16 protein-coding genes, 2 tRNA genes and 2 pseudogenes are annotated in these 17,107 nt (G+C 70.7%); 9 read left to right on the top strand and 11 right to left on the bottom strand.

Annotated features, from left to right (window positions below; translation table 11 throughout):
* Nucleotides 1–30: 30 nt before the first annotated feature.
* Entirely contained in the window at nucleotides 31–420 is a 390-nt protein-coding gene (locus ACN27G_RS21635) for a hypothetical protein (protein ID WP_421494596.1), read from the bottom strand.
* 258 nt (nucleotides 421–678) lie between these two features.
* Here ACN27G_RS21635 and ACN27G_RS21630 point away from each other — a divergent pair.
* The 5 genes from ACN27G_RS21630 to ACN27G_RS21610 all read left to right on the top strand — a co-directional run bounded on the left by ACN27G_RS21630 (nucleotide 679) and on the right by ACN27G_RS21610 (nucleotide 4,150).
* Nucleotides 679–751 (top strand) — tRNA-Asn (locus tag ACN27G_RS21630).
* A 130-nt stretch (nucleotides 752–881) separates the two neighbouring features.
* Complete coding sequence (locus ACN27G_RS21625) at nucleotides 882–3,059, top strand: MMPL family transporter (protein ID WP_421494595.1); 2,178 nt, start codon at nucleotides 882–884, stop codon at nucleotides 3,057–3,059.
* Between the two features lie 238 nt (nucleotides 3,060–3,297).
* Nucleotides 3,298–3,374 (top strand) — tRNA-Ile (locus ACN27G_RS21620).
* 122 nt (nucleotides 3,375–3,496) lie between these two features.
* A complete protein-coding gene (locus ACN27G_RS21615; protein ID WP_421494594.1) occupies nucleotides 3,497–3,847 on the top strand; it encodes a type II toxin-antitoxin system RelE/ParE family toxin in 351 nt (116 codons plus the stop codon).
* Nucleotides 3,848–3,850: 3 nt separating this feature from the next.
* On the top strand, nucleotides 3,851–4,150 hold the full coding sequence (locus ACN27G_RS21610; RefSeq protein WP_421494593.1) for a helix-turn-helix domain-containing protein: 300 nt from the start codon (nucleotides 3,851–3,853) through the stop codon (nucleotides 4,148–4,150).
* Between the two features lie 33 nt (nucleotides 4,151–4,183).
* Here ACN27G_RS21610 and ACN27G_RS21605 read toward each other — a convergent pair whose 3' ends face one another.
* From ACN27G_RS21605 to ACN27G_RS21590, 4 genes and pseudogenes are all read right to left on the bottom strand, one after another.
* Nucleotides 4,184–4,525 carry a hypothetical protein gene (locus ACN27G_RS21605; RefSeq protein WP_421494592.1) on the bottom strand — a complete coding sequence of 114 codons (342 nt, stop codon included), beginning with the start codon at nucleotides 4,523–4,525 and terminating at the stop codon, nucleotides 4,184–4,186.
* 50 nt (nucleotides 4,526–4,575) lie between these two features.
* Nucleotides 4,576–4,701 (bottom strand): hypothetical protein, encoded by a 126-nt coding sequence (locus ACN27G_RS21600; RefSeq protein WP_421494591.1) that lies wholly within the window; start codon nucleotides 4,699–4,701, stop codon nucleotides 4,576–4,578.
* A gap of 100 nt (nucleotides 4,702–4,801) precedes the next feature.
* Nucleotides 4,802–6,844, bottom strand: coding sequence for an NB-ARC domain-containing protein (locus tag ACN27G_RS21595; RefSeq protein WP_421497411.1), 2,043 nt, complete (start codon nucleotides 6,842–6,844; stop codon nucleotides 4,802–4,804).
* A 414-nt stretch (nucleotides 6,845–7,258) separates the two neighbouring features.
* Nucleotides 7,259–7,861 (bottom strand): annotated as a pseudogene (locus tag ACN27G_RS21590) (AfsR/SARP family transcriptional regulator); the annotation flags it as partial.
* 352 nt (nucleotides 7,862–8,213) lie between these two features.
* Here ACN27G_RS21590 and ACN27G_RS21585 point away from each other — a divergent pair.
* Together ACN27G_RS21585 and ACN27G_RS21580 are read left to right on the top strand one after the other, a co-directional pair.
* Nucleotides 8,214–8,348 (top strand): hypothetical protein, encoded by a 135-nt coding sequence (locus ACN27G_RS21585; RefSeq protein WP_421494590.1) that lies wholly within the window; start codon nucleotides 8,214–8,216, stop codon nucleotides 8,346–8,348.
* Nucleotides 8,349–8,430: 82 nt separating this feature from the next.
* Complete coding sequence (locus ACN27G_RS21580) at nucleotides 8,431–9,747, top strand: YcaO-like family protein (RefSeq protein ID WP_421494589.1); 1,317 nt, start codon at nucleotides 8,431–8,433, stop codon at nucleotides 9,745–9,747.
* Between the two features lie 366 nt (nucleotides 9,748–10,113).
* Here ACN27G_RS21580 and ACN27G_RS21575 read toward each other — a convergent pair.
* Together ACN27G_RS21575 and ACN27G_RS21570 are read right to left on the bottom strand one after the other, a co-directional pair.
* Nucleotides 10,114–11,216: pseudogene (locus tag ACN27G_RS21575) on the bottom strand (MerR family transcriptional regulator).
* 84 nt (nucleotides 11,217–11,300) lie between these two features.
* The gene (locus ACN27G_RS21570; RefSeq protein WP_421494588.1) at nucleotides 11,301–12,071 is read right to left on the bottom strand and encodes a class I SAM-dependent methyltransferase; all 771 of its coding nucleotides are present in this window, start codon (nucleotides 12,069–12,071) and stop codon (nucleotides 11,301–11,303) included.
* Nucleotides 12,072–12,176: 105 nt separating this feature from the next.
* On the opposite strand from ACN27G_RS21570, the gene ACN27G_RS21565 reads away from it, so the two are divergent.
* The gene (locus tag ACN27G_RS21565; protein WP_421494587.1) at nucleotides 12,177–13,100 is read left to right on the top strand and encodes a cupin domain-containing protein; all 924 of its coding nucleotides are present in this window, start codon (nucleotides 12,177–12,179) and stop codon (nucleotides 13,098–13,100) included.
* Nucleotides 13,101–13,154: 54 nt separating this feature from the next.
* On the opposite strand, the gene ACN27G_RS21560 is transcribed toward ACN27G_RS21565, so the two are convergent.
* The 4 genes from ACN27G_RS21560 to ACN27G_RS21545 form a co-directional block, all read right to left on the bottom strand.
* Nucleotides 13,155–13,352, bottom strand: coding sequence for a ferredoxin (locus ACN27G_RS21560; RefSeq protein ID WP_421494586.1), 198 nt, complete (start codon nucleotides 13,350–13,352; stop codon nucleotides 13,155–13,157).
* A 25-nt stretch (nucleotides 13,353–13,377) separates the two neighbouring features.
* Nucleotides 13,378–14,574 (bottom strand): cytochrome P450, encoded by a 1,197-nt coding sequence (locus tag ACN27G_RS21555; protein ID WP_421494585.1) that lies wholly within the window; start codon nucleotides 14,572–14,574, stop codon nucleotides 13,378–13,380.
* Nucleotides 14,574–15,098, bottom strand: a complete 525-nt coding sequence (locus tag ACN27G_RS21550) for a cupin domain-containing protein (RefSeq protein WP_421494584.1) — start codon at nucleotides 15,096–15,098, stop codon at nucleotides 14,574–14,576. The genes ACN27G_RS21555 and ACN27G_RS21550 overlap by 1 nt, the downstream gene beginning before the upstream one ends.
* Nucleotides 15,099–15,265: 167 nt before the next feature.
* The gene (locus tag ACN27G_RS21545; RefSeq protein WP_421494583.1) at nucleotides 15,266–16,399 is read right to left on the bottom strand and encodes an FAD-dependent monooxygenase; all 1,134 of its coding nucleotides are present in this window, start codon (nucleotides 16,397–16,399) and stop codon (nucleotides 15,266–15,268) included.
* Between the two features lie 74 nt (nucleotides 16,400–16,473).
* Between ACN27G_RS21545 and ACN27G_RS21540 the strand changes: the two genes are divergently transcribed.
* A complete protein-coding gene (locus tag ACN27G_RS21540; RefSeq protein WP_421494582.1) occupies nucleotides 16,474–17,094 on the top strand; it encodes a TetR/AcrR family transcriptional regulator in 621 nt (206 codons plus the stop codon).
* The last annotated feature ends 13 nt before the right edge of the window (nucleotides 17,095–17,107 follow it).

Genomic DNA, 17,107 nt, shown 5'->3' with positions numbered 1-17,107 from the left:
CGCACCGATCACGCGGTCCGGGGCATCCGCTCAGAACGTGGTGCCGTTGGCGCCGGGCGTCGACGCCGCCCGCGAGGCGGGTGCCGCCGGTGCCTTCGTACCCGACGAGGTCTTCGTCCCCGTCGATCCGACGGTCGCGTCCGTGCGGCTGTCGCTGTCGGTGCCGCCCAGCTCGGCCGGGCCTCCGGTGCCCGTCGTGCTGAGCTTCTCGCCCAGCCGGGTGTGGCTGAGCCGGTCCTTGCCCTCGGTGTACAGCCGGGACGCCTGAGCCTGCGCAACCCCGGCGGCCTCCTGCACCGTCGGGTGGTCGAGGACCTTGCGACCCTTGACGACCAGCTCCTCGTACTTGTCCCGGCCCGCGCGGGCGCCCAGGACGAAGCCCACAGCCAGCCCGCCGACGAACCACAGCTTTCCGCGCATGACGGCTCCTCTCCGTATTCTGACGCGGTCAGGGCCCCCGGGCGTCACCGGTGGGCGACCGTGTCGCGCCTGCGTCGTCTGTTCCTCAGGTCCCTACCCATCCTCTCTCGATGTCATGCCTGGTACCGGCCCTCGTGTCGTTTTGCCCGATATCTGCTGCGCCGTCGACGCCGATAACCCGGTAGCCCACCACCCCGCACTGTCCTGTACTCTTGTCCCGTCGCACGGCGCCGGAGAGATCCAGCGCCGACCGAGCGATCCCCCGTAGCTCAATTGGCAGAGCAGCCGGCTGTTAACCGGCAGGTTTTTGGTTCGAGTCCAAACGGGGGAGCTTTCCCAACATCCCGCCCGCCGGCCCCGCTGGCGGGCATCGTCATATCTGGGCCCGACCACGGGGCGGAGCAGCAGCGCTGCCGCCGGCCGGGCCGTCGCAACGTGGCGGGGACCGGGCGGGGTGGGAGATGGCTGGATCGCGGCGCCGTACCGCCCTGCTGCTCGCCGCCGTGCTCGTCGTCGGCTGGCTGGCGGTGGGCGCGGTGGCGACGCGCTACCCGGGCCGGCTCGGCGAGGTCGCCACCAACGACAACGCCGCGTTCCTGCCGGCGGACGCCGAGGCCACCCGGGCGCAGCGACTCGCCGCCGGGTTCGCCGAGCGGGAAACACTCCCGGCGTTCGTCGTCTACGCCCGGGAGAGCGGGATCACCGACGCCGACCGGCAACAGGCAGCCGCGGACGCGGCCCGGTTCGCCACCGTCCCGGGCGTGGTCGCGCCGCTGCCGCCGCCGATACCGAGCACGGACGGCAGGGCGCTCCAGCTGATCGTGCCGGTGGACAACGCCGCGGGTGACCGGACCCGCGAGGTGGTACGCGAACTGCGCCAGATCGCCGGGCACGGCAGCGACCCCGGCCAGGTGGTCGTGGTCGGCGGCCCGGCCGGACTGCTCGGTGACCTGATCGAGGTCTTCTCGTCGATCGACGGTCCGCTGCTGCTGGTCACCCTCGGCGTCGTCCTCGTGATCCTGCTCGTGGTCTACCGGAGCCCGGTGCTCTGGGTCATCCCGCTGCTCGCCGCCGGCCTGTCGTACGCGCTCGCCGCCCTGGCCGTCTACTTCCTGGCCAGCTCGGACGTCATCACCCTGAACGGGCAGGCGCAGGGCATCCTCACCGTGCTGGTCTTCGGCGCCGGCACCGACTACGCCCTGCTGCTGATCGCCCGCTACCGCGAGGAGCTGTGCCGACATCCGGAGACCGTCGAGGCGATGCTCGCCGCCTGGCGGGGCGCCGCCCCGGCCATCTTCGCCTCCGGCGGTACCGTCATCGCCGGCCTACTCTGCCTGCTGCTCTCCAGTCTCAGCTCCAACCAGGCCCTGGGGCCGGTCGCCGCGGTCGGCATCGGGGCCACCCTGGTGGTGATGCTGACCTTCCTGCCGGCGCTGCTGCTGCTCGGTGGGCGGTGGGCGTTCTGGCCCCGGTCGCCGTACGTCGAGCATGCCGCCTCGGTCGGCCGGCTCTGGAAACCGGTCGCCCACGTCATCGCCCGCCATGCCCGGCTCGTCTGGGTGGTCACCACGCTCGTCCTGATCGCGCTCGGCTTCGGCCTGACCCAGCTCGGCGACACCCGGCTCAGCCAGTCCGAGCTCTTCACCAACCGGACCGACTCGGTGATGGCCCAGGAGGTGATCGACCGGCACTACCCCGGCGGGATGGGGAGCCCTGCCACCATTTTCGCGTTCGCCGGGGCCGCCGACCGGGTGGTGGAGGCGGCCCGGTCGGTGCCCGGGGTGGCCGAGGTGCGTACGGTGCCGGCGGACGACCCCAACGCGACCGGCTCCGGCGGCCCATCCGGCGGCGCTGGCCCGGGACCGTCCCCGGGTGCCCCGGGCGCGGGCTCACCGGGCACGCCCGCCGGCCCGCCGAAGGTGGTCGACGGCCGGGTCGAACTCCAGGCCACCCTGATGGCGCCGGCCGACAGCCGCGAGGCGGAGCAGACGGTACGCGACCTGCGCGTCGCCGTACACGCCGTGCCCGACGCCGACGCGGTGGTGGGCGGGCCGACGGCGATCGGCCTGGACACCTCCGACGCCTCCACCCGGGACCGGAACGTCATCATCCCGGTCGTCCTCGGCGTGATCGCGGTGATCCTGGCGCTGCTGCTCCGCGCGCTGCTCGTGCCGATCCTGCTGATCGTCACGGTCGTGCTGTCGTTCCTGGCCACTCTCGGGCTCTGCGCGCTGATCTTCCGGTACGCCTTCGGTTTCCCCGGCGTCGACGCGTCGTTCCCACTCTTCGCGTTCGTCTTCCTGGTGGCGCTCGGCATCGACTACAACATCTTTCTGATGAGCCGGGTACGCGAGGAGTCCGTCCGCCGGGGCACCCGCTCCGGCGTGCTGCGCGGGCTGGTGGTGACCGGCGGCGTGATCACCTCGGCCGGCATCGTGCTGGCGGCGACCTTCTCGGCGCTCGGCGTACTGCCGCTGGTGATCCTGATCGAACTCGGCCTGGCGGTGGCGCTCGGCGTCCTGCTGGACACGATCGTCGTACGCTCCCTGCTGGTGCCGGCGCTGGCCTACGACATCGGACCGGCGGTCTGGTGGCCGTCCCGGCTGTCCCGGATGGCGAACCGTCCGGGCGCGGAGTGAGGGCGTGTCAGAACTGCCGGCGGAGACCGGGCGGCGATCCTCGGTGCCGGATCGGCCGCTCGGCGTCGTCCGGATGTCGAAGTCGGTTGGTATCCTCGCCGTGCCGGAACCGCCGTGGTGGTGCCGACGCCGGTGGATGATCCGATGGGCCCGAGGGGCCAACTCGATCCGCACGGGTCGCCGCCACATGTCGGTGGCCGGTCGTCGGTGCACCGGGCTACCATTCCCGCGCCGATGCGGGGCGGTAGCTCAGCAGGTTAGAGCAGGGGACTCATAATCCCTCGGTCGCGGGTTCGAGTCCCGCCCGCCCCACCAAGACCGTGACCTGCTGTTGTGCTGCTGCGGCTTTGCCGTTACGCGAACCAGTGCCGTGGTCGGCGCTCGGCCCGGTGAGCGTTGTGCTGTCTTCCGATGGACTGTGGTATAGCATCGTTGCTATGGCCTGGGGTGCCGTTGAGCTTGAGCCGGAGGTGGAGAAGTGGCTGGAGAGCCTGCCGACCGCTCAGTTCGCCCACGCGGCGTTCTACGTCGACCTGCTCGCTGAACAAGGGCCGCTGCTGGGCGAGCCCTACACGAAGCAGCTCGATCGGAAGCTGCGCGAGTTGCGGTTCCACCTCGAGCGGCGGGCAGTCCGGATCACCTACTGGATCGCGACCGACAGGAGAATCATCCTGCTGACGGTTTTCCACAAGACGCGTGTGCGGGACGAGCGGGAGATCGACCGGGCACGCCGGGCATTGGCACGGTGCATCGACGAGTCGCACGAGATTGTGGACGAGGAAGGCTAGATCATGAGCGAAGGTGACGGTTGGGCCGCGATGCGGGAGCGGCGGATGGCTGAGCCGGGTGCCGCGGAGGCGTACGACGCGGCGCGGCTGGCGTTTGAGCTCGGTCGTTCCGTTCGGGAGCTTCGTGAGCGCCAGGGATGGAGTCAGACACAGCTGGCTAAGGCGTCGGGGATGACGCAGTCCGCGGTTGCTCGGTTCGAGGCCGGTGGGACCGTTCCGACCCTGGCGGTGCTGGAGCGGTTGGCGGCGGCGCTGGACGTGAGTCTCAAGGTGGGTTTCGAGTCGCGGGGCGAGGCGGCTTGAGTTGCGGGCAATCGCCGTTGTGCCACTCATCGTTCACTGCTCCGAGCCTGTGACCTGGTCAAACCTGCCGGCAGCGGGTGACCTGCGACAGTGATGTGCGGTTCGCGCAGCGACGCGCCTGCCCCACCCGAAACGGATACCCAAACGGAGGGGTGCAAGGTGGCAGAAGCGCAGGCCATGGTCGATGTTCTGGCCAGGGCTTGCTACGGGTAGTCCTGCTTCTTTCGCGCATTCGAGCAGCCGCCGGTCGTAGGTGACGAAGGCGGTCAGGGCTGCGCCGGACTCGTTGGTCAGCACTTGGGCAGTGGCCAGGTGGATGGCGTCGAGGCTGCGGAGCGTCGGCTCGGCGAACGCGGCTGCGGTCGCGCGGATCATACCGTCGATCTCCAGTCGGAAAAGCCGTCCGACGGCGGCCGGCACTCCGATCAACGCTTGCGAGCTGATCGGCGCAGCGCTCCGGGCACTTCCACCTCGACGAGAGCGGAGGAGACCAGCGGCACGTCGTCGTGCTTGTTCAGCCAGGAGACATGGTGGTACCTCCGGCCCACCACGCTTTGCCAGCCGACAAACCGGTTGTGCAGCCATCCGGGGGTACGTGCGCAGATCCTCGGCCGCCCCCAGCCGGCACCGAGCCGAGAAGGTGTAGTCCCGCTAGCCGGGACGCCGGGCGAGCTGCCGTCCGGTCTCGGCTGCCTCCGGCAGGCCGAGCCCGGTGAAGAGGTCGTGGGCCAGGACAAGCTGTTCGAGGGATTCGTGATCGGCGCCGAGCGCGTGCAGCACCCGCGAGAGCACCGCGTAGGCGTACGCCTGATCTCGCTGGTCACCGAGCCGCTCGCACTGACCGGCCGCCTCCCGCGCATGCTGGAGAGCGAGTTCCAGTGCGCCGGTTTCTCGCAAGGCGTCCGCCAGCCGGTAACGTGCCCTCGCCTCACACACGTGCAGACCGGCCGACAGACACAGATCGAGGCACCGGACGAACCATGACACGGCGTCCTCGTACCTCTGCTGGTCGAACGCCGCGAGCCCGATGACGTACCACGTGTACGCGGTCGCGCCGTCGTCCAACAGATCGTCGAACGAGTCGAGGGCTTTCCGGCAGGCGGCCTCCGCGTCGGCAGGCCGTCCGCGGTAGACCTCGGCCAGCGCTGCGTTGGCGATCGACATGAACTCACCGGTGCGGTGGCGAAGCCGACGGGCCAGCCTGATCGCCTCCTCGAAGCGGGTGACGGCGCTGTCGTAGTCGCCGAGATGCAGCGCCAGCAGACCCAGGTCGTTCAGTGCCTGCCGCAGGATGGCGATGTCGTCGTGCTCGGCGCACAGGCGGGCGGCGGTCCTGATCTCGCGCTCGGACTCTTGGAGGCGTACCGCCGCTATCGCCAGGTTGCCGCGCAGGAAATGCGCGCGCCCGGCCACCTTCCCATCGCCGGTGCGGTCCGCCGCCGAGCACAACACGGACACCAATTCGATCGTCGATTCCGCGCGTGGATCGGGCCCGAACGGTGACATCGCAATCATCAGATCCACCGAACGACGAAGGAGGTCCACCCCGCCGGTCGCCATCTGCCCGACCAGCGCCACGATGTTCGGCAGTTCCGCGGCCGCCCAGCGCCGGGCGCTCGCAAGACTGTCGAAAGGCTGTCCAGCGGGCCCGCCCGGGGACAGGGTCATGGCGACCGGGTCGCCTGGAACGGCCCGCTGGAAGGCGTTGACCGCGGTGGTGAGAAGTGCGTCGAGCAGCCTCCCCCGGGAGGCGGCGATCTCCCCGGCCGCCCCGGCGATGTCCTGGGCGAGGGCGAACGCCCGCACGAGGGGATGCAGGTGGTAGCGCCCGACGGTGACCGACTCGAGCAACGCCAGGTCGACCAGTTCCTCCAGCAGGTCTTCGCTGTCCGGCTCGGGCCGGCCCAGTATGCGCGCCGCGACGGGCAGCGCGAAGTCCGGCATATCGGTGACGGCCAACAGGACCATTGCGCGCTGCTGCTCCGGTGTGAGCTGCCGCCAGCTGGCCAGGAAGGTCGCATTCACGTCGAGATCACCGGCCCGCAACGTGCCCAGCCGGCGCCCGCCGGTGAACCGGTCGCGAAGCGTGCCGATCGACCAGCCCGGCCGGGCAGCCAGCCGTGCCGCCACGATGCGGACCGCGAGCGGCAGCAATCCGCAGGCCACCACGAGTTCCCGTGCCGTCTCGTACTCGGCGGCCACCCGGTCGTGGCCGATCACCCGGCTCAGGAGCTCAATTGCCTCGGTCTCGTCGAACACCTCGAGATCGGCGTGTACGGCGCCGTTCAGGCCGGCCAGCCGGGATCGGGAGGTGACCAGGACGCCGCAGGTCGCGGCGCCCGGCAGCAGCGGGGTGATCTGTGCGAGGCTGTGCACGTCGTCCAGCACCACGAGCAGCCGGCGGTCGTGCGTCACCGAGCGGAACAGCGCCGACCTGCTTTCGTGGCAGTCCGGGACGGACTCCACCCCGAGCGCCACGAGGAAGCCGGCCAGGACGTCCTGCGGCGATGTCGGCATGGCATCACCGCCCCTCAGCTCCGCGTACAACTGACCGTCCGGGTAGTGCGCACCAAGCCGGTGAGCGACGTGCCGTGCCAGGGTCGTCTTGCCGAGGCCGCCCATCCCGGCCACGGCCACGATCGGCAACGAGCCGCGGTCGGGCAGGCTTAGCGCGTGGGTGATGAGGCGGGCCACCGCCTCGCGACCGGTGAAGTCCGCCGTGGTGGCCGGGACCTGGGCCGGCCGCCGCGGTGGCTCCTCGCTCCGCGGTGGCTCCTCGCTCCGCGGTGTCCGTGGTGGCTCCTCGCTCCGCGGTGGCTCCTCGCTCCGCGGTGTCCGTGGTGGCTCCTCGCTCCGCGGTGGCTCCTCGCTCCGCGGTGTCCGTGGTGGCTCCTCGCTCCGCGGTGGCTCCTCGCTCCGTGGTGGCTCGTTGCTCCGTGGTGGCTCCTTGCTCCGCGGTGGCTCCTTGCTCCGTGGTGGCTCCTTGCTCCGCGGTGTCCGCGGTGGATCCTCGCTCCGCGTCGGCGGGGCGGTGGGCCCCTCGCTAGCCAGGAGCCGGCGGTGGGCGTCGGCAAGCTCGGCGCCGGGCTCCAGCCCCAGCCGGTCCACGATCCTGCGGCGGGCGGCCGGGAAAACCGCAGCGGCCTCCCCCTGCCGGCCACTGGCTTGCAGCGCCCGGATCAACAGCACGAAAAGGCTTTCCCGCAGCGGGTTCTCGTCGCTGAGAGTGCGCAACTCGGGCACGCACCAGGCGGCGCGGCCGAGGTCGATGTCCAACGCCAGGCGCGCCTCCAGCAGGTCCAGGTGCAGCTCACTGAGCCTGCGACGATGCCGTTCCGCGAACGGGCCGGGGACCCCGGCCAGCGGCTCGCCGTTGAAGAGGGCAAGCGCCTCGGCCAGCATTGAGCGGGCGCTCCTCGGATCGCCGACCCGGCGGGCGCGGCGCGCCAGCGCCTCGGCGCGCCGCACATCGACGGCGTCCTCGGGCATTTCCAGGCGGTAACCGTCACCGACGGTCGTCAGGAGCCGGTGCTCGGCAGCGTCGTTCTCCAGCACCCTGCGCCAGCGCCAGGCGTACGTACGGAGGATTTTCGTCGCCGTGACCGGCGGGTCGTCGCCCCACAGCGCTTCCATCAGACCGGCCGCGCTCACACCCTGGCCGGGCCGTAGGAGAAGGGCGACGAGCAGGGCCTGTTGCTGCGGACTTCCCATATCGAGATCAACAGCGCCCCGGCGGCCGCGCACGACGCCGAGCAGGTTGAAACGAAGGCTGTCCACGTCAACCGCGGACAATCGCGTCGGCGGCGTCCTGCGGATCAACTCTCATGTCGCCATTCTGGCAAACCGGAGTGGCCAGCGGACGCGGCCGTTCGTAAATCCTTGCGCCCGTCGCTTCGTAGACGGAGCACATCGGTAGGGCCACCCGAGTGCGACCATCGGGGTACGGATGACGGTGAATGGAACAACAGCGGTGCCTGACTGCGGATATATCAGTCGTGCATCCGGTGTCTATCGACGTGCACGAAGCTCGGACCAAGGCTCCGATCGATGATGGAGGAAGCGCATGGGACTGCACGACGCGATCTACCGGGCACAGAAGGACCAGCCTGAACTCGCCGAGACCGAGCAGCGGATCCTCGACGAGCTGGCCGAGCGTGACCAGGACTCCGAGGTGGCGGCGGTCGAGACCGCCTCCTGAGTCGACGTCACAGGGCCGGGCGGCTCACCCGCCCGGCCCAACCGGTCCCGCAGTGTCGGTGCGTTCAGTCGGAGGTGGAGCGATGTCGAGAACGGATCTTGCGGCCGACTCGTTGGTCCAGGACGGTGAGCGGGCGCTGAGCCTGTCCGAGGCCTACCTGCGGGGTATGGCGGCGGTGGCGGAGCTCGATCTTCGGGTGGACTGCACGGCGGTGCTCGACGGTGACGCCGCCGTGTGGACGGCGACGTTGTGGCGTGGCGACGACCCGGTACCCAGCGGGCTGGGACTCGGCAAGGGAGGTTCGGCGGCGGCGCGGGTCGGCGCGATCTTCGAGGCGCTGGAGCACCACCTCAGTGGGCTGCGGGGCCTCGCGGACGGCGGGACAACGCTGCGTCCCGCGGGTGAGATCTCCCGCAACGTGACGCTCGGGCAGGACGTGGCGCTCGGCCTGCTCGGGAGTTTGCCCGACGGGCCGATGGGGTGCCTTCCCTTCCGGGTGGTGACCAGCGGCGCCGAGGTCGACGTGCCGCTGTTCCTGTCCGTGCCGGACTACCTCGACGAGGAGGCCGACCCGCTGCGGAGGAGTCTGGGTGACCTCTATGACTACGCCGGTGTGAGCCGTTACTCCTGCAACAACGGCTGGGCGGCGGGCACCGACCCGGTCGAGGCGGCGGTCCACGCGCTCAACGAGACCATCGAGCGGGATGCGCTCTCCCTCCTGCTGATCGACCAGTTCCTGGGGCGGCGGAGGTCCCCGCTCGTCCTCATCGAGGCGGGCACGTTGCCGGACGACCTCGCAGCCCTGGTGTCGGTGGCGGAGACCATCCTCGGTCAGCGGCTGCATCTGATCGACATGACCAGCGACCTGGGCGTGCCGGCGATCCTGGCCTACTGTCCCGCACAGAACGGTGAACCTGCCCGGGTCCGCGGCTGCGGCGCCTCGCTCTCCCGCCACTATGCGATCGCCCGTGCGGTGACCGAGCTGGTCCAGGTCTACCTGGCGTCCTCGCTCGGGAACATCCACTCCGCGTTCGCCGCCATGACGCCCGTCCGGCACGACTGGACGAAGCCGTACCCCGCGCTCCATGCCTGTTACCGAAGCGACTTCAGCAGCCGGCTCGCCGACGCCACCCTGGTGCCGTACCGGGACACGGAAGCGCCGGACACTGCCGCCGGCCATTACGACGAGCTCATCGACGCCCTCTTTAGACGCGGCCTCACGCCGTTGCAGCGTGACCACTATGTCACCGGCAACCTGGCCGTGGTCAACATCTTCGTCCCCGGCCTGGAGAGGTTCATGCTGGTCACCGACGGACAGGTGGTGGTGCCGGGGGAGCGGGGCATGGCGGTCAAGAGGAACGGAATACGACCGTTTCCAGGAACGATGCCAGGTAGCTAAAGTTGATCATGGGGCTGGGCTGGGCTGCTCACGGGACTTTCAGGAGTTGCCGAGGGTGCACGAGTCGTGGATCTGGACCCGGGTGAACCCGGTGGTCAGACAGAAGTCTGACGCTTCGCTTTTCTTGAATTGTTGTGTGTGGCAATTCCATCCCACAGAAGAGGCGAACCGTCGTCTAATTCAGGCACCTACTGTGATTCCGCGAGCCCTGCTGAACAGCCCTCATGGAACGGGGTGGTCGAGTGGGGTAAGGAACGGTGCGAGGCATCAGACTGCGGAGAAGGCGGCCGAGCAGCCCTCACCCGCATTTTCGGTGTGGTCAGCTGACCGGTGAGGTGCGTATGGATACCTGGCACGCCGGTCGGTTCAGGCCACGAGCAGGCGGAGGCCAAGCTCCGCCGTGTCGAGGGCGACGAGGTCCCGGTTGCGCTCGGCCCACCGCCCCGAGGAGAGGTCCTCGCGGAGTGCACTGACCGCCCGTTGCTCAGCCTGCGGCCCGACCCTGGTCCATACCGAGACCGCGCGGCGTACATGCTCCTCCAGGTACGCCTCCGGGCGGCGCCAGTGCGCCTCGAAGAAGCCGTCAGCGCAGTCCCACGGGACGAGTACCGGCTCCGCGCGTGCTCCGATCGCGCGGGTCAGGTCTGCCAGGGACGGCCAGCGGACGAGGAGGTCGGCGAACTCGGGCAGGTAGTCGCGGGTGAGCCAGAACCGCTGACGCCAGCCGGTGTCGTCGGCGTCGTAGGTGAACACCACCACGCGGCGGGCCACGCGCCGCATCTCACGCAGCCCGGCGATCGGATCCGGCCAGTGATGGACGGTGCTGACCGCCATCGCGGCGTCGAAGGACTGGTCCTCGAACGGCAGGCTCGCCGCGGCGGCGGCCACGCACGGCGCCGCGCCAGGGGGACGCTGCGCCCGCATGACCGCCGACGGTTCCACCGCCGTCACGTCGCGGTCGGGTGGCTCGTAGGAGCCGGTGCCCGCCCCGACGTTCAGCACCGTTCGTGCGTCCCCCAGCGCATCCCAGATGCGAGCGGCGATCCGCGGCTCGGTGCGCCGCGTCGCCGGGTAGGCGGACCCGATGGCGTCGTACAACTGCGCGCCGAACACTCTCAGTTGCTCCTCCGGCGTCGTCCGGATTCCCATGGCTCGTGCCTCCAACTCCCTGTCCAGGGCCGTGACCATGGCGGCGGCGCGGTCGCGCTGGTCGATCAGCAGGCCGCGCAGCCGGCGCAGGTGTGCGACCGCGTCGGTGGCCGGATCGTCGACCAGCTCCGCGATCTCCCGCAGTCCGAAGCCGAGCCGCCGGTAGGCGAGCACCTCGCGGAGGCGCTGCACGTCCGCTGCGGAGTAGGCCCGGTGCCCGGCCGGGGTCCTCGTGGACGGCTCCAGGAGGCCGATCTCGTCATAGTGATGCAGGGTGCGGACGCTGCACCGGCCAACTCCGCCACCCGCCCCACGGTCATCTGCTCCGCCACGCCACCGACTATGTGGCATGACGCCGCGTGAGGAGCAACATGCGGCCGTCATCGAGCGCGGAGGCGTACGGGCTAGCCGACCCGGGCCCAGGCCACGTTCGCGTCGAAGGTGGGCATCGGCTCCTGCCCGGTCTCGATCCGGCGCACCCGCTCCGCCAGCGCGGTCTCCAGGTGGGCACGCCGGGCCGGGGTCATCGTGCGGAACGCGGGGAACGTGGCGACGAACGGCTGGAATTCCAGCAGGTACTCGTCAGCTGCGGGCAGCGAGTATCCGGCGCTGATCGGCTCGACGCGTACGTCGGTGAATCCGGCCCCGGTGAGCGCGGCGGCGAATCCCTCCGGTCCCAGATGCGGCAGGTCGACGGCCAGTTCGGGGCCCTCCTCCCAGAGGATCTTGATCAACGGCGACATGGTGGGCTTCGCCCAGTGCACGATCGCCACGGTCCCGCCGGGCCGGACCACCCGCCGCATCTCGGTGAGCGCCTCCGGGCCGGCGTACATCACGGCGAGAACGGAGAAGGCCGCGTCGAACGAGGCCGCCGGATAGGGCAGCGCGGTCGCCTCCGCCAGGTCCGCGGTCGCCAGGGGATACGGCGCCACCCGGCCCCGAAGGTACGTCGCGGTGAGCGGCGCGTTGTCGACGCCCACCACCTCGTAGCCGCGCTCGGCCGCGGCGACGACGAGCGGGCCGGTGCCGGCGCCGACGTCCAGCACGCGGGCGCCCGCGGGGAGCGCGGCCGCGTCCAGCAGCGCGTCGGCGATCTCTCTGGTCGAGGGTTCGACCCAGCGCACCGCCTGGGGCAGTGACACGTCGGCGTGGTTGAGGTCGGTCAGGCTGTTCACGAGGACAACTCCAGTCGGACGTGAGGATCGCTTCCGCTCCGATCCCACCAGGGGCCGTGCTGGCCGCCCATGCTCCGGCGCGACGAAGACATACGATTGGTGGCCGTGGACATCGTGAGCGAGGCGATCGGCAGCGTACGGATCGGGCGCGCCGAGGCCTGCTGGGTCACGGGGGCGGGCGCGTGGGGGTTCCGCTATCCCGGCTACCCGGTCAGCGGGTTTCACATCCTGGTCCGGGGCGACGCCTGGCTGATCACCGCCAGCGGTGCGCCCCGGGCGCTGGTACCCGGCGATGTCGTCTTCACCGCGGCGGGCGCGCCGCACGGGCTCAGCCACGCGCCGGCCCGCCTGGAGTCGCTGCCCCCGGCCGTGCTCGGCGGGGACACCCCGGGCGACGCCGACGCGGTCTTCCTCTGCGGCGCGTACTGGCTCACGCACGGGCGGGCGCACGCGTACCTGCGCTCGCTGCCCGACGTCATGGCCGTGTCCCCCGACTACGACCGCAACCGGCATCTGCGCGCGCTCGTCGATCTGCTGGAGGCGGAGGTGTCCGAGGCGTCGCCGGGCGCCGAGGTCTCCCGGCCGGCCCTGCTCGACCTGCTGCTCACCCAGGTGCTGCGGGAGTGGCTGGCCCGGAACCCGGCCGAGGCCGGCATCGGTGACCCGGCCATCGCGGCCACGATCCGCCTCATCCGGGACAGCCCGGAAAAGCCGTGGACGGTAGGACGGCTCAGCGAGAAGGTGGGCCTGGCACCCCGCACGTTCACCCGGCGCTTCGCCGAGGCGGCCGGGAAGTCCCCGCGGGCGTACCTGACGGAACTGCGGCTGGCGTACGGCGCGCGTCTGCTGCGCGAGTCCGACGAGCCGCTGGGGGCGATCGCCCGGCGCGTGGGCTACTCGACGGAGTTCGCGTTCGGTGGGGCGTTCCGCCGGGAGTACGGGATATCGCCCGGCCGCTTCCGCAAGGCGACAGGCCACGACGCGGATTCTCCACCTCGGGACGAGCGCGACGATATCCACCAGTCGTAGGGGCGATCGATCCACCAGCAGTAGGGGCGATCGACCCGGCCCCGCTCCGCCGCGTCACGCGGGCGAGATGCCGATCACCGCGGCGGGGCACACCAGCGCCGCTTCGCGAACGGAATCCTCCTGCTCCGGGCGGGGCCGCTCGACCAGGACCACGACGGTGCCGTCGCCGTCCTGGTCGAACACCTCGGGTGCGGCCAGCACGCACTGCCCGGAGGCGATGCACCGCGTCGCGTCGACGGTCACGCGCATCATGCCCGGTCCTTCCGCACGGGCCGGCTCACCAGGTCACCGGCAGGTAGGCGGCGCCGGCGGCCATCTGGTCCTTGAAGCGCACCGTGTCGCCGGGCGCTATCCGCAGACCGGGCAGGCGCTGGAACAGCGCGGGCAGCACCGTCTGCAGCTCCATGCGCGCCAGCGGCTGCCCGAGGCACTGGTGGATCCCGTACCCGAACGACAGGTGCCGGCGGGCGTTCTCCCGGGTCAGGTCGAGCTCGTCCGGTTCGCTGAACACGGTGTCGTCACGATTGACCGCGCTCGGCATGATGATCACGCCGTCGCCGGCGCGGATGGTCTGCCCGCCGACCGTGATGTCCCCGAGGGTCGCCCTCCTGATGCCGATGTTGGCGACCGACAGATACCGCAGGAGCTCTTCGACCGCGTTCTGCACCTCGGCCGGGCCGCCGTGCAGATGAACGATCTGGTCGGGGTGGTCGAGCAGTGCGACGGTGCCGAGGCTGATCATGTTGGCCGTCGTCTCGTGCCCGGCGAAGAGCAGCATGGCGCCGATGTTCGCGGCGTCCTCGACGGTGAAGGTCCCGTCGCTGATGGACGGGGTCAGCCGGCTGAGCACATCGTCACCGGGGCTCCGCTGCTTCTGCCGTACGAGGTCCTCGATGTATCCGGCCAGCTCCTGAAATGCGGCCTGTAGTCGTTCGGGCGGGTTGTCGCTGTTGACGAGCGTACGCGCGACGTCCTGGAAGAAGTCGTGGTCGGCGTACGGGACGCCGAGCAGTTCGCAGATGACCAGCGAGGGAAGCGGTAACGCCAGGGCGTCCACGAGGTCCAGCGGTCCGCCCCGCTCGATCATCGCGTCGATGAGCCGGGTGCTCATCCGCTCGGTCGGCGCGCGCAGCTGTTCCACCCGCTTGACCAGGAACTCCCGCGCGAGCGCCCGGCGGAACAGGGTGTGGACCGGCGCGTCCTGGAAGGCGAAGAACCCGCGGGCCTGCGGCTGGGCGCCGGGCACCACGGCCGGGTATCCGGGATTCGACGACTCGACGCTGACGTGCGGGCTGGAGAGGATGAGCCGCGCCTCCTCCCAGCGCGTCACCACCCAGGGATGCAGCCGGCCGCCCCACATCGGCACCCGCACCATGGGGCCCTCCACCTGGATCGCCGTGATGCCGGGCGGCGGATCGAGAGGTTTCCCCTCCGTGCGGGCCGTGATGATCTGCTCGAACTGTTCGACCGGCATCAGACGTCCTTCCGGGGGGCCATCTTCATCTGCGCGGCAGCCTCCGGGGGCATGGTCGCGCCCCATCCGACATAGTGCGGGGTGAACGTCCCGGTCGCCTCGTCGACGACGTGGTAGGTGGTCCCCAGCCCACCCGGGGTGAGGAAGACGACCATCTCGCAGCCGGGCGACATCTCCACCGGGCGGTGCCGCATGTTCTTCGACTCGTACAGCGCGTCACCGGCGCCGAACGTGATCTTTCCGAGGCCGTCGTACTCCCAGACGGCGTAGCCCGAGATGATGTAGCCGACCTGGTCGACGTCGTGCTCGTGCCAGCAGGTGTAGCCGTCCATCACGAAGCCGGCCTCCGAGCGCATCCCCAGGACCTGGTAGCGACCGTCGGTGCGCGGCATCATGCCGTACTCGCGGATCTCCAGGAATCCGCCGGGTGGCGCCACCCAACTGTCCGGCCGGAGGCGATCGATGATGTCGTGCGGACGGATGGTGTCCGCGGTGGCGGGTGGCAACCCGTAACGGTCAGACATGAAGACTCCAGTCAGGATGGTCACGATGGAGGATCCCGGGGCCGCGAGGCGGCTCGCCGGCCGCGAGGCCATCAACATATCTGCACTCGATGCCGATGTGCAATGAGTGCAGAAAATCGCCGCGTGCGGGGGCGCCGGCCACGGTGGGATCCCTGGCTCTGCGTCGGTCAGGCGGTACGGAGGGCACGGCCGGACGCCCGGAGGAGCGTGCGGGTGGTGCAGTTGCGCGCCGCGACGCCGGGCCGGGTGCGGGGGATCATCGCCGCGACGATCGGCGGGATGCGACGCTGGCGCGGGTCGGTCTCGCGGCGGTGCCGCTTCTCGTAGTCGGCGAAGGCGCGCGCGTGGTCGCCGGGGTTCGCGGCGAGGGCCTGCGCCAGGGTGTACGCCCCGGCCACGGCAAGGCTGGAGCCGTCGCCGAAGAGGGCCACGCTCGAGGCCGCGTCGCCGAGCAGTGCGACGCGTCCGCGTGACCAGGTGGGCATCCGTACCCTGTTGAGCGAGTCGAAGAACGGCGACGGATGGCTGCGGTAGGTCTCGACCAGCTCCGGCGCCCGCCAGCCGACCCCGGCGTACGCGTCGGCGACGATGCGCTTCTGCAGGTCGGTGTCGTGGCGGTCGTACCCGTCGACGGGTGGGGTGCGGAAGACGAACAGGGCCAGCGGCCGGTCCCGTCCCGGGTGGATGGAGAGCAGCCGGCCCGGCGTGTTGTGCAGCACCATGTCGTGGGGCAGTTCGACCGCGCCGGGCGGCAGGGGCACGGTGGCGACGAACATGCCCAGATCGGTCGCGAATTCCCGCTCCGACCCGAAGACCAGACGTCGCACCGTGGAGTGCATCCCGTCGGCGCCGATCACCAGGTCGAACCGGCGCGGCGTGGCCCGGCCGAAGGTGACGTCGACGCCCTTCGCGTCCGGCCTGACGGCCGCCACGGTGTCGTCGAAGAGGAACTCGGCGTCGTCGCGGGCGGCCTGGTACAGCACCGAGGAGAGGTCGGAGCGAGCCAGCTCGACGCCTGCCGACGGGCCGGTGGGCATCGCCATCCGGGCGATCGGCCGCCCGTCCGGGTCGAGGAGTGTCATCGCGTTGACCCGGGTTGCCGCTTCGCGCAGCCGTGGCATGATGCCCATCCGCTCGGCGACCGGCACCGCCGGTCCCTTGACGTCGATGGGATTTCCGCTGGAGCGCAGGTCCTTCGCCCGCTCGACGATCGTCGTCCGGAAGCCGTGCCGGGTCAGCCAATAGGCGAGGGCGGGGCCTGCGACGCCGGCACCCACGATCAGCACCTTCTGAGGAGTCATGGCTTCAGCATACCTGCACTGAGTGCAAATCTGCACTTAGTGCATCCCGAGATCTTCGGCGATACGCTGTGTCGATGACCGTCCGCGACCGCAAGCGTGTCCGTACCAGGCAGGCCCTCGTCGTCGCCGCCGTCGATCTCTTCGAGCGCCACGGCTACGAGCGGACCACGATCGCCGACATCGCGGCGGCCGCCGAGATCGGGACACGCACCTTTTTCAGCTACTTCGCGACCAAGGAGGAGATCCTCTTCCCCGAGACCGACGCGCGGCTGCGGGCGGCGATCGAGGTCATCGAGGAGCGCCGGCCGGGCGACCGGCCGGCGACGGTGCTGCTGCGCGCCTGGGAACGGGCCGACGAGGTCGACGAGGACGACCTGGCGGATGGGCTCGCCACGCTCCGGCATCGGCTGATCAACGAGGTGCCGGCCGTTCGCGGCCGGGCGTTGCAGTTCTACTGCGACGCGCAGATCGAGATCGCCCGCCGTCTGGCCGAGACCTTCCCCGACGAGCTCGACGAGGTGAGCGCGACGGCGCTGACCGGGGCGTTCGCCGGTGCGGTGGGTGGGGCCCTCTACGTTCTGCTGCGCGAGCCCGACCGCGCGATGGACCCCGCCGCGCGGCGCGACATGGTCCGGCGGGCCGTCCGGACAGCGCTCGCGCCCTGGCTGGAGCGCGCCCACCAGGCGGCTGAATAGCGGTCTACGGATC

This window comes from Plantactinospora sp. WMMB334, from assembly GCF_049179095.1.
Taxonomy (GTDB): domain Bacteria; phylum Actinomycetota; class Actinomycetes; order Mycobacteriales; family Micromonosporaceae; genus Plantactinospora.
Note: the sequence above shows the minus strand (reverse complement) of the source record. Positions and strands in the feature narration are given on the sequence as shown.

Bases quoted from the DNA above. Each gene is read 5' to 3' on its own strand.
- ACN27G_RS21545 (WP_421494583.1), bottom strand. From the start codon at position 16,399: ATGACTCCTCAGAAGGTGCTGATCGTGGGTGCCGGCGTCGCAGGCCCC.
- ACN27G_RS21615 (WP_421494594.1), top strand. From the start codon at position 3,497: ATGGCCTGGGGTGCCGTTGAGCTTGAGCCGGAGGTGGAGAAGTGGCTG.
- ACN27G_RS21585 (WP_421494590.1), top strand. From the start codon at position 8,214: ATGGGACTGCACGACGCGATCTACCGGGCACAGAAGGACCAGCCTGAA.
- ACN27G_RS21540 (WP_421494582.1), top strand. From the start codon at position 16,474: ATGACCGTCCGCGACCGCAAGCGTGTCCGTACCAGGCAGGCCCTCGTC.
- ACN27G_RS21610 (WP_421494593.1), top strand. From the start codon at position 3,851: ATGAGCGAAGGTGACGGTTGGGCCGCGATGCGGGAGCGGCGGATGGCT.
- ACN27G_RS21555 (WP_421494585.1), bottom strand. From the start codon at position 14,574: ATGCCGGTCGAACAGTTCGAGCAGATCATCACGGCCCGCACGGAGGGG.
- ACN27G_RS21550 (WP_421494584.1), bottom strand. From the start codon at position 15,098: ATGTCTGACCGTTACGGGTTGCCACCCGCCACCGCGGACACCATCCGT.
- ACN27G_RS21560 (WP_421494586.1), bottom strand. From the start codon at position 13,352: ATGATGCGCGTGACCGTCGACGCGACGCGGTGCATCGCCTCCGGGCAG.
- ACN27G_RS21635 (WP_421494596.1), bottom strand. From the start codon at position 420: ATGCGCGGAAAGCTGTGGTTCGTCGGCGGGCTGGCTGTGGGCTTCGTC.
- ACN27G_RS21625 (WP_421494595.1), top strand. From the start codon at position 882: ATGGCTGGATCGCGGCGCCGTACCGCCCTGCTGCTCGCCGCCGTGCTC.
- ACN27G_RS21605 (WP_421494592.1), bottom strand. From the start codon at position 4,525: ATGATCCGCGCGACCGCAGCCGCGTTCGCCGAGCCGACGCTCCGCAGC.
- ACN27G_RS21580 (WP_421494589.1), top strand. From the start codon at position 8,431: ATGTCGAGAACGGATCTTGCGGCCGACTCGTTGGTCCAGGACGGTGAG.